At 62.0% G+C, this 14,754-nt stretch carries 14 protein-coding genes; 7 read left to right on the top strand and 7 right to left on the bottom strand.

Going from position 1 to position 14,754, the window contains the following annotated elements:
- Window positions 1–8: 8 nt before the first annotated feature.
- Window positions 9–716, bottom strand: coding sequence for a hypothetical protein (locus GVL52_RS22650; protein ID WP_160011246.1), 708 nt, complete (start codon window positions 714–716; stop codon window positions 9–11).
- Between the two features lie 158 nt (window positions 717–874).
- Between GVL52_RS22650 and GVL52_RS22645 the strand changes: the two genes are divergently transcribed.
- Together GVL52_RS22645 and GVL52_RS22640 are read left to right on the top strand one after the other, a co-directional pair.
- The gene (locus GVL52_RS22645) at window positions 875–1,954 is read left to right on the top strand and encodes an AraC family transcriptional regulator (RefSeq protein WP_160011244.1); all 1,080 of its coding nucleotides are present in this window, start codon (window positions 875–877) and stop codon (window positions 1,952–1,954) included.
- 70 nt (window positions 1,955–2,024) lie between these two features.
- On the top strand, window positions 2,025–2,999 hold the full coding sequence (locus GVL52_RS22640; protein ID WP_160011242.1) for a threonine/serine dehydratase: 975 nt from the start codon (window positions 2,025–2,027) through the stop codon (window positions 2,997–2,999).
- 126 nt (window positions 3,000–3,125) lie between these two features.
- Here the strand turns inward: GVL52_RS22640 and pyk are convergent, their stop codons facing one another.
- Window positions 3,126–4,565: a pyruvate kinase gene (gene pyk, locus GVL52_RS22635; protein WP_160011240.1), complete on the bottom strand. Its 1,440-nt coding sequence runs from the start codon at window positions 4,563–4,565 to the stop codon at window positions 3,126–3,128.
- Entirely contained in the window at window positions 4,565–5,050 is a 486-nt protein-coding gene (locus tag GVL52_RS22630) for a DUF1036 domain-containing protein (RefSeq protein WP_111563360.1), read from the bottom strand. Before GVL52_RS22630 ends, pyk begins: the two co-directional genes overlap by 1 nt.
- Before the next feature lie 221 nt (window positions 5,051–5,271).
- On the opposite strand from GVL52_RS22630, the gene GVL52_RS22625 reads away from it, so the two are divergent.
- The 3 genes from GVL52_RS22625 to GVL52_RS22615 all read left to right on the top strand — a co-directional run bounded on the left by GVL52_RS22625 (window position 5,272) and on the right by GVL52_RS22615 (window position 6,751).
- Window positions 5,272–6,060, top strand: coding sequence for an N-formylglutamate amidohydrolase (locus tag GVL52_RS22625; protein ID WP_160011238.1), 789 nt, complete (start codon window positions 5,272–5,274; stop codon window positions 6,058–6,060).
- A 20-nt stretch (window positions 6,061–6,080) separates the two neighbouring features.
- Complete coding sequence (locus GVL52_RS22620) at window positions 6,081–6,398, top strand: DUF1244 domain-containing protein (RefSeq protein WP_160011236.1); 318 nt, start codon at window positions 6,081–6,083, stop codon at window positions 6,396–6,398.
- Between the two features lie 89 nt (window positions 6,399–6,487).
- Window positions 6,488–6,751, top strand: coding sequence for a DUF2312 domain-containing protein (locus GVL52_RS22615; protein ID WP_018899724.1), 264 nt, complete (start codon window positions 6,488–6,490; stop codon window positions 6,749–6,751).
- A 91-nt stretch (window positions 6,752–6,842) separates the two neighbouring features.
- Here the strand turns inward: GVL52_RS22615 and GVL52_RS22610 are convergent, their stop codons facing one another.
- Window positions 6,843–8,279, bottom strand: a complete 1,437-nt coding sequence (locus GVL52_RS22610) for an NAD-dependent succinate-semialdehyde dehydrogenase (protein ID WP_160011234.1) — start codon at window positions 8,277–8,279, stop codon at window positions 6,843–6,845.
- A 356-nt stretch (window positions 8,280–8,635) separates the two neighbouring features.
- On the opposite strand from GVL52_RS22610, the gene GVL52_RS22605 reads away from it, so the two are divergent.
- Window positions 8,636–8,830, top strand: a complete 195-nt coding sequence (locus tag GVL52_RS22605; RefSeq protein WP_160011232.1) for a hypothetical protein — start codon at window positions 8,636–8,638, stop codon at window positions 8,828–8,830.
- A 30-nt stretch (window positions 8,831–8,860) separates the two neighbouring features.
- On the opposite strand, the gene GVL52_RS22600 is transcribed toward GVL52_RS22605, so the two are convergent.
- The 3 genes from GVL52_RS22600 to GVL52_RS22590 form a co-directional block, all read right to left on the bottom strand.
- Complete coding sequence (locus tag GVL52_RS22600) at window positions 8,861–9,649, bottom strand: pyrroline-5-carboxylate reductase (protein ID WP_160011230.1); 789 nt, start codon at window positions 9,647–9,649, stop codon at window positions 8,861–8,863.
- Window positions 9,650–9,765: 116 nt separating this feature from the next.
- On the bottom strand, window positions 9,766–11,679 hold the full coding sequence (locus tag GVL52_RS22595) for a DUF882 domain-containing protein (protein WP_160011228.1): 1,914 nt from the start codon (window positions 11,677–11,679) through the stop codon (window positions 9,766–9,768).
- A gap of 179 nt (window positions 11,680–11,858) precedes the next feature.
- Window positions 11,859–13,412: a sigma-54 dependent transcriptional regulator gene (locus GVL52_RS22590; protein WP_160011226.1), complete on the bottom strand. Its 1,554-nt coding sequence runs from the start codon at window positions 13,410–13,412 to the stop codon at window positions 11,859–11,861.
- Window positions 13,413–13,620: 208 nt separating this feature from the next.
- Here GVL52_RS22590 and GVL52_RS22585 point away from each other — a divergent pair.
- Window positions 13,621–14,754 (top strand): M3 family oligoendopeptidase (locus tag GVL52_RS22585; RefSeq protein WP_368735331.1); only part of this gene is annotated, 1,134 nt, incomplete at its 3' end.

Raw genomic sequence — 14,754 nt, 5'->3', positions numbered from 1 at the left:
CGGCCCGATCAGCGAATCGTCGTGCGGGCATAGTCGGCCCGGATGGTGACAACTGGCTTGGCACCCGCCACGCTCGACCGGGCGCTGTCGATCAGCGATGCCTTGGCGCTGACGGTGTAATCGACAGGCACGTCCTTGCCGAAGCCGAGATAGCTGTCCACCGCGCGCGCGTTGACATCGATCGTCTCGTCGTCTGCAAGCGTGTCGTAGACCAGATGCGCCCGCACCGCCGTTCCATCGATCTTGACCTTGGAAGCATGCCCCTGCAGCGTCACATCGGCCGCCCTGGTGGACAGTCCAAGGCTGGCAAACTCGCCGTCGAACCGCGCCATCACCGCCTGCTGGTCCACCTGCACCGAACCGCCCGGCGGAATATTGGCCAGCACTTCGGGCGTGCAATCGGAAAGGTCGAACCATCTCGACGAGGCGACGGCGATGGTCAGCGTCGTGCCGTCGATCTGCATCCGGCTCTCGTCCTCGCAGCCATTGAAGAACCAGCTCGAATACCAGCCGGTGAACCAGCCATCGCGCCGCCCCTGCGTCTCCGCCCGATAAGGCTCGTCCCTGTTGGCGCTGATCTTGATCGAACTGGCATCGCCGCGGATGACGATCGAGCGTATGCTCGACACATCGAGCACCTCGCCGCTCTTCCAGTCATCGGCAAAGGCTGAAACCAGCGTCATCAGCAGCATCGGTATCACGATGAAGATTGTCATTGCATCTCTCCTTGATAAAGCCGTTCCCCTTGAACGGCGGAACCAGGGTGTCTTGAGAGGCGCAAAATCGAGACCTTGATCGCAATCCGGGTCGCCCACGATTGCGATCAAGGTCATTGTCGTGCTGATATCTCCCCGTCTGTTTCGGAACCCGACCCATGATCTTCGTGCCGCTGCCCTTCGTCGTCACACTGCTGCTCTCCATCCTGCTTGTCCGCATGGTGAGACAGAGCGACGGCATGGCGCCGGAAAAACGTCCCTTCCTGATCCTGACGGTGCTCTATGCGCTGCAATCGGTGTTGCTTGGCCTGCGCTGGGGTTACGGCATCAGCGCCCTCTTGCCCGCTCAGGCCGTTTTCGCCACCCTGATCGCCGCCTTCGCCTGGATCGGCTTTAGCAATCTCGCACGGGAAACCCCGGCTTCCTGGCGCACCCTGTCGGTCCACCTGCTCCCCGCCGCCCTGATGATGATCCTGATGGCAGCCTGGCGCGAACCTGTCGGCATCGTCATCACCGCCACCTTTGCCGCCTATAGCGCAGGCCTCTTCTGGCTTGCCCGCCATGGACCGGATGGGCTGATCTCCTCGCGGCTCGACGGCGCCCTGCTCTCCTACCGCTCGCTGCTGATCACCGGCTTTGCCATGATCGCCTCGGTGATCGCCGACATCGTCATCAGCTTCGATTTCTACCAGACCGGCGGCGCCCATGCGGGTGCTGTCGTCGCCGTCGGCAATGTCATCTCGCTACTGGCGCTCGGCACGGCGGCGGCGGTCGCCAGCAGCAGCCAGTCAGCGGAACCGGCCGCGTCCGCATCGCCGCCTAGCCTGGTCGCGGCAACAGGACCGACAGAGGAAGACGGTGCCATCGCCCGACAGCTGGACGACCTCATGCAATCGCGCCAGCTCCACCGCGACCCGGACCTCAATCTCGGCCGCATCGCCCGCAAGATGAACCTGCCGGCACGCCGCGTCTCGGTCGCCGTCAACCGCGTGCATGGCGTCAGCGTCTTGCAATACGTCAATGATTTCCGCATCCGCGCCGCCTGCGAGATGCTCACGGACAGCAACGAGCCGGTGACGCGGCTGATGTTCGATTGCGGCTTCATCAGCAAGTCGAATTTCAACCGCGAGTTCCTGCGCATGACCGGCACCAGCCCGACGGAATACCGCCGCCGCAGCCAGAACAAGGTGGTGCCGCTGGCCCCGCCGGCCGGCAAGACGCTTTTCGTGTCACCGTGACAAAGTCACCGTTCACAACGGCTGGATGTCATCCTATGCATGTCGGCATTATCATCTGAAAGAGCTTTCCATGGTCAGCATTGAAATGATCGTTGCCGCCCGCGCCCGCCTGCGTGGACACGCCCGCCGCACCCCGCTTCTTTCCTCCCCCTTCCTCGACGAGATCGCCGGACGCCGCCTGTTCGTCAAGGCCGAGTGCCTGCAGCACACCGGCTCCTTCAAGTTCCGCGGCGGCTGGGCGGCCGTCTCCGCACTTGATCCAGCCGTGCGCTCGCGCGGCGTCATCGCCTTTTCCTCCGGCAACCACGCACAGGGCGTTGCCCTTGCCGCCCGGCTGCACGGCGTCCCCTCGGTCATCATCATGCCGTCTGACGCCCCGAAGCTGAAGATCGCCAACACCCGCGCGCTTGGCGCAGACGTCGTGCTCTACGACCGCGCGAGAGAAGACCGCGACGCCATCGGCGCAAGGCTTTCCGAGGAACGCAAGCTCACCCTGATCAAGCCCTTCGACGAACCGCAGGTCATCGCCGGCCAGGGCACCACAGGGCTGGAGATCGCCGAACAGGCCGAGGAAGAAGGCCTGAAATCGGCCGAAGTGCTGGTCCCCTGCGGCGGCGGCGGCCTGACCTCGGGCATAGCACTCGCGCTTGAAGCCAGCGCCCCCTCCTTCCGCGTCCGCCCCTGCGAACCCGAAAACTTCGACGACACCACCCGCTCGCTCGCCTCAGGCAGGATCGAACGCAACGCCACTCTATCAGGTTCGATCTGCGACGCCATCATCACCCCGCAGCCGGGCAACATCACCTTCCCGATCCTCCAGCGTCTCGCAGGATCAGGCATCGTCGTCACCGACGAGGAAGCCCTGCGCGCCATGGCGCTCGCCTTCACCCGCCTGAAGATCGTCGTCGAACCCGGTGGCGCCGTGGCACTCGCGGCAGCCCTCTTCCACGGCGACCAGCTGGAAGACGACGCCGCCATCATCGTCACCTCGGGCGGCAACGTCGACGCCGACGTTTTTGCCCGGGCGCTGGAACTGCAGGGCTGAAACGCATCGGTTTGGCGGGGCTCGAGCGTCGCGGCCCCCCAACGCACAACGTCAACAACACCCCCGAAACAGAAAAAGGCGCCCCGTCAGGAGCGCCTTTTCCAAAATCATTCAAACCAGAACCGATCAGAAGCCGCTCTGGCCGTCCGAACCGATATAGGCGATGCGGATCATGTTGGTCGCACCAGGGGTGCCGAGTGGCACGCCGGCCGAGATGATGATGCGGTCGCCGGGCTTGCCGAAGCCTTCGTCGGCGACGATGCGGCAGGCGCGGTTGACCATGTCGTCGAGGTCGGTGGCGTCATGGGTGACGACGCAGTGCAGTCCCCAGACGATGGCCAGACGACGTGCGGTCTGGATGACCGGCGACAGCGCCAGGATCGGAACCTGCGGACGCTCGCGCGAGGCACGAAGGCCCGTCGTGCCCGAAGACGTATAACAGACAATCGCCGACAGACGCAGCGTTTCGGCGATCTGGCGGGCCGCCAGCGAAATCGCATCGGCGCCGGTCGCTTCAGCCTGCGCGCGCTGTGCGTAGATGATGCCGGGATAGTGCGGCTCGCGCTCGATGGTGCTGGCGATGGAGGCCATCGTCGTTACCGCTTCGACAGGATAATCGCCGGAAGCGGATTCTGCGGACAGCATCACGGCGTCGGCGCCTTCGAACACGGCGGTCGCAACGTCGGAGACTTCAGCGCGGGTCGGCACCGGCGAGGTGATCATCGATTCCAGCATCTGCGTGGCAACGACAACCGGCTTGCCCGAACGGCGGCAGGCGCGGATCAGCTGCTTCTGGATGCCGGGAACGGCTTCGAGCGGCATTTCGACGCCGAGGTCGCCACGGGCAACCATCAGTGCGTCGGAAAGCTCGATGATCTCTTCGATATGCTCGATTGCCTGCGGCTTTTCGATCTTCGCCATCAGGCCAACGCGGCCGCGGGCGATCTTGCGCACTTCGACCAGATCTTCAGGGCGCTGAACGAAGGACAGCGCCACCCAGTCGACGTCGTCGGTGGCCAGAACCGCATCGAGATCGGCCCGGTCCTTTTCCGTCAGCACGCCGGCGGTGAGGATCGAGTCCGGCAGGCTGACGCCCTTGCGGTCGGAAATCTTGGTGCCGGAAACCACCGTCGTGACGATGCTCTTGCCGTCGCACTTTTCAGCGCGCAAGGCGAGCTTGCCGTCGTCGATCAACAGGCGGTCGCCCGGCTTGACGGCTTCGAGAATTTCCGGATGCGGCAGGAACACGCGGGTGTTGTCGCCGGGCGTGTCGTTGCTGTCGAGCGTGAACGTCTGGCCCGGCTGCAGATCGACCTTGACGTCGGCGAACTTGCCGACGCGCAGCTTCGGACCCTGCAGGTCGGCGAGGATGCCGATCGGGCGGCCGCAGCGTGCCTCGACGGCGCGGATGCGTTGGATCAGCGTGCGCATCATGTCATGGCTTGCATGGCTCATGTTGATGCGGAAAACGTCTGCACCGGCCTGGTGCAGCTTCTCGATCATCGATTCCTCGGAGGAGGCTGGGCCAAGCGTGGCGAGGATTTTAACTTTGCGGTTGCGCTTCATCAGTTCGGACTTTCTTGAGTGCCTGGGGTATCGGAAAGTTGAACCATCCAGCTGCCCTGGCGGCCGGTGTCATATTCCTTGAAACCCATCTTCTGATAGCCACGGGCGTAGCAATCGTTGACACCCGTGATCTTGAACTCGTTTTCTGCCACGCACATCTGGACGTCACCCGTCCATCGGCCACCGCGAGCGGCGTCTTCGGCATAGAGATAGTAATAGCGGGACTGCAGCTCGCCTTCGATCAGCGTCGCGCAGGTCGTTGCCGGCACCTGCCACCAGCCCTCCGTCATCCAGCCATCCTTGGCTCGATAACCGATTGCCACGCCCACCAGGTTCTGCGTCCCGTTGCACACGCGAAAATCCGCGCGCGCCACATCGGCAATGAAGAACGGCGAGAACGCCGCAAGAACAAAAAGGGCAAAACGGGCAAGCGGCCCGGAACGCGTAAGGAAACATGGCGCGGTCTGGATCAACACGACTTCCAATTGGCTCCCGGTTATTCGTTGTCGTGCCTTCTTGCGCTGCCTCCCGGCGAAAGTCAACGCAATGCTAATCGATTATATTTCTGACCTCAGGCAAGTCTGCCACCATCGCTGGCAGGATTGGCCGAGGTTTGAGCGAGGAATGATTGCACCGCGCGCTTGAACCGCCCCTTTGCCCGTGCGATCAGGGACATGCTTGCAAACATGGAACGGCATTTCCCTTCATGAACGCCTTCAAACCCTTCGAAATCCTGGACGGACATCATGACAGCGGCATGGTGCTTCTCGGCGACCATGCGATGAACCTTTTGCCGGACCGCTATGCCGGACTGGGATTGCCGGAAAGCGCCTTCGCCCGCCACATCGCCTATGACATCGGTATCGAGGGCCTCGTGCGGTCGCTATCGCGAAAGCTCGGCGTGCCGGCCGTCCTCGGCGGCTTCTCACGATTGCTGATCGACCCGAACCGCGGCGAGGACGATCCGACGCTGATCATGAAGATATCGGACGGCGCCATCATCCCGGGCAACCACCCGATGACCGAAGACGAATGGAACGGCCGCATCGCCAGCTTCCATCGCCCCTATCACAATGCCGTCAGCGAGACCATTTCCACGGTCGCGGCCGCGACCGGCAAGGCGCCGTTGGTGCTGTCGCTGCATTCCTATACGCCGGCCTGGAAAAATGTGCCCCGCCCCTGGCACGCGGCCGTCCTCTGGGATAGCGATCACCGTGCCGTCGCTCCGCTGCTTGACTTGTTGCGCGCCGATCCCGATCTGGTGGTCGGCGACAACGAGCCTTATGATGGCGCGCTGAAGGGCGACACCATGTACCGGCACTGCATGATCCCGGGCATTCCGCACACCCTGCTCGAAGTGCGCCAAGACCTGATCGGCGACGAAGCCGGCATTGCCGCCTGGGCGGATCGGCTGGCACCGATCTTCGAAACCATGAACGCCGATCCGGCTTTGCACCAGTACCAGGTGCATCCGTCGCGCACCGGCCCCTATTGATAGAGATTAAGGAGAGCGAAATGACCGCACTCGACCCCGCACTGACGAAAGAACAGCAAACCGAGTTCGAGGCCGCCGCCTTCCGCCGCCTCGTTTCCCATCTGCGCGAGCGCAGCGACGTCCAGAACATCGACATGATGAATCTGGCTGGCTTCTGTCGCAACTGCCTGTCGAACTGGTATCGCGATGCAGCTGGAGCCGAGGGCGTCGAGATCTCCAAGGAGCAATCGCGCGAAATCGTCTACGGCATGCCGTTCGAGGAGTGGAAGTCGCTTCACCAGAACGAAGCCTCCGCCCAGCAAAAAGCCGCATTCGAGATCAACAACCCGCACAAATAAGCCTCGGCTTGTCGAATAGGCTTGACCCCGGGAGCACTTCGCGGCAGTCAACGCCATCCGAATTTTTATCCCCCTATCAGGAGAACACGATGTCTGATGCCCACGGCGTTGCCCGCGACCAGCTTCGCGCTTTCATCGAGCGCATTGAACGGTTGGAAGAAGAAAAGAAGACCATCGCCGACGATATCAAAGACGTCTATGGCGAAGCCAAGGGGACCGGCTTCGACACCAAGATCCTCAAGAAGGTGATTGCGCTGCGCAAGAAGGACGAACAGGAGCGCCTCGAGGAAGAAGCGATCCTCGACACCTACCTGGCAGCGCTGGGCATGATCGAAGGTCCGGCAGAAGCCTGATCCTTCCGATCCCGGTCATCGGGATCGAAGAAACAAAGAAAGCCGCCGGTCATCCCGGCGGCTTTCTTTTTGTTCAGGGCAACCGGGTTGATCAGCCGAGCTGCGTCACGAAGCGAACGTCCATGTAGGCGTTGATCGCTTCCGAGCCGCCTTCGGTGCCGTAGCCCGAATCCTTCATGCCGCCGAACGGCACCTCAGGCAGGGCCAGACCATTGTGGTTGATCGACAGCATGCCGGCTTCCACCCTGCGGCCGAGCGCCTGCGCGGTCGTGGTCGAGCTGGTGAAGGCAAACGACGCCAGGCCGAACGGCAGCCGGTTTGCTTCGGTGATGGCATCCTCGAGCGTCGAGAAGCGGTTGATGATGGCGAGCGGGCCGAAGGGCTCCTCGTTCATCACCCGTGCCGAAAGCGGCACGTTGGCCAGAACCGTCGGCTCGAAGAAGTTGCCGGTGTTGCCGATGCGGCGGCCACCGGTCCTGAGCTCGGCACCCTTGGACACGGCATCGTTGATCAGCTCTTCAAGCGCCGGAATGCGGCGCTCATTGGCAAGCGGGCCCATCTCGGTGCCGGCTTCCAGACCGTTGCCGACCTTGACCGCCTTGGCAGCCTTGACGAAGCCATCGGTGAACTGGTCCATCACGCCGTCCTGCACCAGGAAGCGCGTCGGCGCGACGCAGACCTGGCCGGCATTGCGATACTTGGAGCCTGCCATGATCGACACGGCCTGATCGATATTGGCGTCGTCGAACACCATGACCGGCGCATGACCGCCAAGTTCCATCGTCGCCCGCTTCATGTGCAGGCCGGCAAGGGCTGCCAGCTGCTTGCCCACAGGCGTCGAGCCGGTGAACGAGATCTTGCGAATGACCGGATGGGAGATCAGGTATTCGGAAATCTCGGCCGGAACGCCATAGACGAGATTGACCACGCCAGCCGGAATACCGGCATCGGCGAACACGCGGATCAGCTCGGCTGGCGATGCCGGGGTCTCTTCAGGCGCCTTGACGATGATCGAGCAACCGGCAGCAACGGCTGCCGACAGCTTGCGCACCACCTGATTGATCGGGAAGTTCCACGGCGTGAAGGCCGCAACCGGTCCGACCGGCGACTTGACCGCCAGCTGGGTGACGCCCGGTACCCGCGACGGGATGACCTGACCATAGGTACGGCGCGCCTCTTCGGCGAACCAGTCGATCACGTCGGCGGCACCGGCGATTTCGACCAGCGACTGGGCAAGTGGCTTGCCCTGCTCGCGGGTCATCATCCAGGCGATCTTGTCCTTGCGCTCACGCAAAAGATCGGCGGCGCGGCGCATCATCTTCGAGCGGTCGAAGGGCGAGGTATCGCGCCAGATGCGAAAGCCCTTGTCGGCCGCAGCCACGGCTGCGTCGAGGTCCTCGCGCGTGGCATGCGGAATTTTGCCAATGGTCTCGCCGGTGGCGGGATCGGTGACCGGGAGTGTCTTGCCGTGAACGGCATCTTTCCACTCACCGTCGATGAACAGCTTCACATCGGGATAGGTCTGCATGATTATTCCTTGTCGTCTTCATCAATCAATGTATCGGGCAGCAGAAACGGGAACCAGAAAAGCAACGGTTCGCTCCGCACACCCTGCATATAGGCCAAGTGCTTGCCCTTTCTCAGGGCATGCGACCTTATAGACCGAAAATGGCCTGCGTCAGCCCCCATAAACGAGCCGGTTCACAGACCCCGAAGCGCCAGGATTGCCGCAGAGTGATCATCAGGCCGCTTGCCGTGCCGGAAAAAGAGAAGTCTCGCGATGAGATGGGCGTGCCGTGCCGCATGCGACGATCGGATAGTGGCTTGCCGGTTGAATGCGCGATAGATTGCACGTGGCAGCGGAACAATATCGGGAGCGCTTGCGTGAAAACGATCACCGACAAGGAATTGGCCGAACGCCTGCGCCAGGCATTGCAGATCCTCGACCATGGCATGCCCGCGAGCAAGCGCGGTCTCAACATCTACGAGATGGTGATCCGCGTGCTCGACACAGGGGTGCGCGTGCTCGACGATCAGGAATTTCGCACAACCGCCAACGACAATCCCGACAGCCGTTGAGCGCCCGGGCAACTGCAATGGGACTTGCGCCTATCGCTTGATCCGCAACATGACGCGATCGAGCGCCGCAGTGAGCGCCTGCGTGCCGCCCTTCTGGTCGAAATCTTCGAACACCTGCTCGTTCAACCCGCCCTTGGTCGAAAACTCCTGCCTGAGCCCTGCCAGCGGCATCCCGCCATGCTTGACGGCGGTTTGCGCCAGGCTGAGAAACAGCGGCGCCAGATAGGCCCGCGCCTTGTCCTCCGGCATGCCCTGGCCTGCAAGCCAGCCGGTGGTACGATCGAGAATGCCGAAATAGGTGCCCATCAGCGCGCTGGCCGCTGCCAGCAGATCATACTCCTCGCGCGTCTCGCATTCGACCGCACTGCCGAGCGCCGAAAAGATCGCCGCGACATCTGGATTTGGCGGAAAGATCGCCGTCACGCCAGCGCGATCGGCAACGAAGGGCAGTGGTATGGCCTGGGTGATTTCGACAGGCGCATCGATCCAGTCCTTGAGCTTCGCGCGGTCCGTGGCGGCGATGACGCTGACGACGGATTGACCGGGTCGAAACCGAAGAGCCCTGATGACCTCTTCGGCGATCTGCGGCCGGATGGCGAGAAACAGCACATCCGATGCATCGGCGACCGCCTGATTGTCGGCCCCGATCCGAACCCGCGGCGAAAGCCCGGCAAGCCGCGCCGCGATCTCGCCATTGCGCGGCGAAACGGTAATCTCGGAGACATCAAAAGATGTCTCGGAGACATCAAGGGACGAACCCAGCATCCCCGTCACCATCGCCTCGGCGATCGTGCCTGTTCCGACAAACCCTATCTTCATGCATCGCTCCCCCTTGTACCGCGCCTTATGCGATGCATGACGCCTGCCCAACGTGTCTGCAACAAAAAACCGCCGGATCGCTCCGACGGTTCTGATCTCCTGGCGTTCTGGAAAGCTCAGTTCGAGTCGAACTTGCGCACTTCCATGAAGTTGACCGCCGTGCCACTGAAGCGACCGGTGTCGATCGATGCCGTCTTGGTAAAGCCCTCGGCATAGACAGCCTTCGGCTGCGCCCGCAGCGTCTGGCTGACGAAGCGTGGTGCCTTGACCGGCTTGGTGACCATTTCCATACGCGCATTGGTCAGCGCCCACTGCGAAATGATCTTTTGCGTCAGCTTCGGCTCGGTCGTCACGGTCGAGCGGCTGGCATCGGCTTCGGCTGCCTCATGCTTGGTCGGGCGACCGCCCTTGGCAGGCAGTCCCTGCGCCACGCCGGCATCCGCTGCTGCGGTCTTCGGCGCATCGAAAGCATCGCCGAAGCTCACAGGCCGCGTGGCCGGTGCGAGCGCGGCAAGCTGGACCGGTGGCTTCTGCGCCGGAACCTTTTGCGGCATTGCTGCGTTAATAGCCTGTTCGACACTCATGACCGACGGCTGGTTGGCTGCAAGCTGGCTGTCATCGGCATTGTTCTGCTGGTTCAGAGCGTCGGCAACGGCAGGAGACAGCGTATCCTGCTGATCTGCCACGTCGTCATCAGCTTCCGGATCGGCATTCGCCGCAGCGAGAAGCTTTTCAGCCAGAGCCGGACGTTCAGCCGGCGTCGGCACAGCCGCGAGATCCCCCGTCATCGCAGCAGCCGGATCGGCAGAAGCGACTTCCGCGTCTCCAGGTGAGCGACGCGCACCGAGCAGGGAAGGAACAGGAACGCTGTAGGCGCTGAGATCGGCAAACTGCTGCTGGCCCTGATCGGTCACAGCAGAAAGGGCGTCCTGCGCTGCATTTCCGGACTGCGGAGCGACAAGGGCGCTCGCCACTTCGCTGCCGGCAGGATCATTGGCAAACGCTGGCCGCACCTGCGGAATCGGCGCGTTGACGCTTGCGACTTCCGTCTGCGGAACCTGAGCAGGAACACCCTGGCTCGGGTCTGCTGCATTCGGCATGTCGGCAGCCTTAGGCGGCGTTGCCTTGGCAACGGCGACGGACGCTGCAGGCGTGCTGTCTTCGGAATTGTCTTCGTCTTCGTCGGCACCGCCGCCGAACAGCGCGGCGAACAGCGTCTTGTGCTTCTTCGGCTCTTCGTCCGAGGACGAACCGCTATAGGCACCGGAGCTGGCCATCTGAACGTTGCTGGAGCTGACGCGACGCTTGTAATCGGCAACCGCCTGCTCGTACCCAGGCAGAGGCTTGCCGTCGGCTGGAATGTGCATCGTATTGCCGTTCGGGAACAGCCGCACCAGTTCGTCGCGGTTCATGCGCGGCCAGGCGCGAACACCGCCGACGTCCATGTGCACGAAGGGAGAACCGGATTTCGGATAGAAACCGACGCCGCCGACCTGCATTTTCATGCCGATTCCGCGCAAAGTCGCGAGTTTCACGTCAGGAATGAAGAAATCCATCGCCTTGCCAAGCATGTGCTGGCTCTTTTCGGCAACGCCGGAATTGCGCGAACGGCCCTTCAGCATGGCGTTTGTACCGGGCGAACGGAAGCCGCAAACGACGTTGATATAGTCGCGCGAGCCGCTCTGGCGGTAGACTTCCCAGATCAGGTCGAAAAGGCGCGGGTCCATTTTCGTCGGCTGGTTCTTGCGCCAGTCGCGAAGAAAACGGTTCAGCTGCTCAAGACCCTTCGGGTCGAACCTGCCGTTGCGCTTGTAGGTGATGACCGCTTTTTCACCCGTGTGGATGAAGTAAAGCTTGAGGCTACGCGTTTCGCCAGCCGCCTGCGAGGGCGTGCTCACCAGAACAGGCGACGAAACAGCAACTGCGAGAAGGGCGGCCATAGCCGTCCTTGCCACCTTTCCGCAAAGGTCTGCGCACCTGTTGCGCCATGTCGGGCGCGAAGGCTTCGTGTTCCAGTTCAGATCCGGCAAACTAAATCCCCGTCAGACAGTCTTAGTCCCTCAAACTGACCCTTGACTGTTAAATGCGGTCACACGATGGCAAAAATGCCACACATGTTCAACCTTTTATTTACAGAGTGAACAGGCCACTAACAAGTGGTTTATGATTGGTAACAAAAGATGATTGCCGGAACCTTAACTGAAACGCCTTACGCTGCGTCCTTCTGCGGGTTATCAGGATCGATGCCGTAGTCCTTCAGTTTTCTGTAAAGTGTCGAGCGTCCGATGCCGAGTTTGCGGGCAACCTGGCTCATTTGACCACGATAGAATTTCAGCGCGAATCGGATCAGTTCTTCTTCGACATCTGCAAGTTTGCGCACATCGCCCGAAGGATTGGTGCTGGAAATCGCGTTGTCGGGCGATTCGGTAATCCGCGCCACGACATGATCCGCCACCGACTGCGACACGCCGAACTCCGCTGCCGCAAGCTCGCCGAGGCGGGCATTGCTGGTGTTGTCGGCAACCAGCGCCAGGTGATCGACCACATCATATTCAGGCAGCTGTGCCGCGATCTGCGGGAAGTCCGCCTCGGTCAATTCTGGACCGTCGGCCAGAACCACGGCGCGGAAGATCGCATTTTCCAGCTGGCGAATATTGCCCGGCCAGTCATAGGCGGTCAGCAGCGCCATCGTGCCTGCGTTCACCGTCATCCGATTGCCGTTCTTCTGCTCGCTCGAAAACCGCTCGGTAAACACCCGCACCAGATGGGGAATATCCTCCTTGCGCTTGCGCAGCGCCGGAATGGTGATCGGGAACACGTTCAGGCGATAGTAAAGGTCTTCGCGGAAGTGGCCGTTCTTGACCTCTTCGATCAGGTCCTTGTTGGTCGCCGAGATCAGCCGGACGTTGACCTTGTGCGCAGTGCGCGCACCGACGGTCTCGATCTCGCCCTGCTGCACGGCGCGCAACAGCTTCACCTGCACGTCGAGCGGCAAATCGCCGATCTCGTCGAGGAAGATGGTGCCGCCATCGGCTTCCATGAACTTGCCGATGTGCCGTTCCGTGGCGCCGGTAAACGCACCCTTCTCGTGGCCGAACAGAATGCTTTCGACCAGATTGTGCGGAATGGCGCCACAGTTGACCGTGATGAACGGCTTGCCCGAGCGGTCGCTGCCGGACTGGATGGCGCGCGCCACCAACTCCTTGCCGACGCCCGATTCACCTTCGAGCACGACGGGAATGTTCGACTGCGCGGCGCGCTGGGCGAGATCCAGCACCCGGATCATTGCCGGGCTGGCGGAGACGATATCGTCGAAGCCGACCGAACCGGAGCGCGAACGCTTGCCGGCACGCGCCTTGACCTCGCGCTGATCGAGCTTCAGCGCATTCGCGATCGAATTGGAAATCCGCTCCGGCGAGACCGGCTTGACGACGAAATCGAAGGCACCGGCACGCATCGCCTGCACCACGGTTTCGATACCGCCCTGCCCGGTCTGCACGATCACGGGAATTTGTGTGCCGAATTCATGCACCGCCTCGAGAAATTCGAGACCTGTCATTTCAGGCATCATCAGGTCCAGGACGATGACATTGTAGAGGCCACTGGCTCTCTTCACCATCTCCAGACCGATCCGGCCATTCTCTGCCTGATGGACGACGTGCCCGTGACGCTCGATGGCGTTCTTCAGCAGTCGGCGCTGTACTGGATCGTCCTCGACGACAAGTATCTGCGCTGCACCCTTGAGCTCATTGTAACCGGTCATTGCTGCCTCACTTCATGCGAAACCTTGAACGCAATGTCGCATGAAGGCTTGAACATCCAGTTTTGAGAAACAATCGCATTTTAACGGTTGCAACAAAGGTGGATTCGCCTCGAAACGACGCTTCCGGGCAACGGAAAAGCCCTTGATGCCAAGGCCTTGGGCGCTTAGACAGTCAGACCTGTCGTAAAATAGGAAGAGGACCCCGCTCATGAAAAACACGCTCTTCGGCGCCGAATGCAACTTTTCGGCAAGTGCATCAGGCTCGGCGAACGCATCGGGGCTCGGCGATCTTCCCACCTGGAAACTGCAGGACCTCTACCCCTCCGCCACCTCCGATGCCTTCAAGGCCGACATGGACAAGGCGCAGAAGGGTTCGCTCGCCTTCGAGGAAAAGTGGAAAGGCAAGCTTGCCACCGCAGCCACCAAGGCTGGTGATCAGGGCATCGGCCAGGCACTGAAGGAATATGAAGCGCTCGACGAGATCATCGGCCGCCTCGGCTCGTTTGCCGGCCTTACCTATTTCTCCGATACGTCGAGCCCTGCCAACGGCAAGCTCTATGGCGATGTCCAGGCGAAAATCACCGATTTCTCCGGCCACCTGCTGTTCTTCGGCCTCGAGCTCAACCGCATCGACGACGCCGTGATCGACACCTGCATGAAAAACGACCCCGCCGCTGGCCGCTACCGCCCCTGGCTGGTCGACCTGCGCAAGGACAAGCCCTACCAGCTCGACGACAAGCTGGAACAGCTGTTCCTCGAAAAGTCGATGACCTCGGCCGCCGCCTTCAACCGCCTGTTCGACGAGACCATGGCCGAGCTGCGCTTCGAGGTCGATGGCGAGAGCCTGTCGATCGAGGTGACGCTGAACATGCTGCAGGACCGCGACCCCGAAGTCCGCCACAAGGGCGCCATGGCGCTCGCCAAGACCTTCAAGGACAACCTGCGCACCTTCACGCTGATCACCAACACGCTCGCCAAGGACAAGGACATTTCCGACCGCTGGCGCGGCTTCGAGGACATCGCCGACAGCAGGCATCTGGCCAACCGCGTCGAGCGCGAAGTCGTCGATGCGCTGGCCGCCGCCGTCAAGGACGCCTATCCCCGCCTGTCGCACCGCTACTACAAGATGAAGGCGAAGTGGCTCGGCATGGAGCAGATGGAGTTCTGGGACCGCAACGCGCCGCTGCCGGAAACCTCCAACGCGCTGATCTCCTGGGATGAAGCCAGGGACACCGTGCTGTCCGCCTATGGCGGCTTCGCCCCTGAAATGGCAACGATCGCCAAGCGCTTCTTCGACGAGGAGTGGATCGACGCCCCCGTCCGCCCCGGCAAGGCCCCCGGC

The sequence above is a fragment of the Rhizobium sp. 18055 genome, from assembly GCF_902706285.1.
Lineage (GTDB): Bacteria > Pseudomonadota > Alphaproteobacteria > Rhizobiales > Rhizobiaceae > Rhizobium.
Note: the sequence above shows the minus strand (reverse complement) of the source record. Positions and strands in the feature narration are given on the sequence as shown.

Bases quoted from the DNA above. Each gene is read 5' to 3' on its own strand.
- GVL52_RS22650 (WP_160011246.1), bottom strand. From the start codon at position 716: ATGACAATCTTCATCGTGATACCGATGCTGCTGATGACGCTGGTTTCA.
- GVL52_RS22645 (WP_160011244.1), top strand. From the start codon at position 875: ATGATCTTCGTGCCGCTGCCCTTCGTCGTCACACTGCTGCTCTCCATC.
- GVL52_RS22640 (WP_160011242.1), top strand. From the start codon at position 2,025: ATGGTCAGCATTGAAATGATCGTTGCCGCCCGCGCCCGCCTGCGTGGA.
- pyk (WP_160011240.1), bottom strand. From the start codon at position 4,565: ATGAAGCGCAACCGCAAAGTTAAAATCCTCGCCACGCTTGGCCCAGCC.
- GVL52_RS22625 (WP_160011238.1), top strand. From the start codon at position 5,272: ATGAACGCCTTCAAACCCTTCGAAATCCTGGACGGACATCATGACAGC.
- GVL52_RS22620 (WP_160011236.1), top strand. From the start codon at position 6,081: ATGACCGCACTCGACCCCGCACTGACGAAAGAACAGCAAACCGAGTTC.
- GVL52_RS22615 (WP_018899724.1), top strand. From the start codon at position 6,488: ATGTCTGATGCCCACGGCGTTGCCCGCGACCAGCTTCGCGCTTTCATC.
- GVL52_RS22610 (WP_160011234.1), bottom strand. From the start codon at position 8,279: ATGCAGACCTATCCCGATGTGAAGCTGTTCATCGACGGTGAGTGGAAA.
- GVL52_RS22600 (WP_160011230.1), bottom strand. From the start codon at position 9,649: ATGAAGATAGGGTTTGTCGGAACAGGCACGATCGCCGAGGCGATGGTG.
- GVL52_RS22590 (WP_160011226.1), bottom strand. From the start codon at position 13,412: ATGACCGGTTACAATGAGCTCAAGGGTGCAGCGCAGATACTTGTCGTC.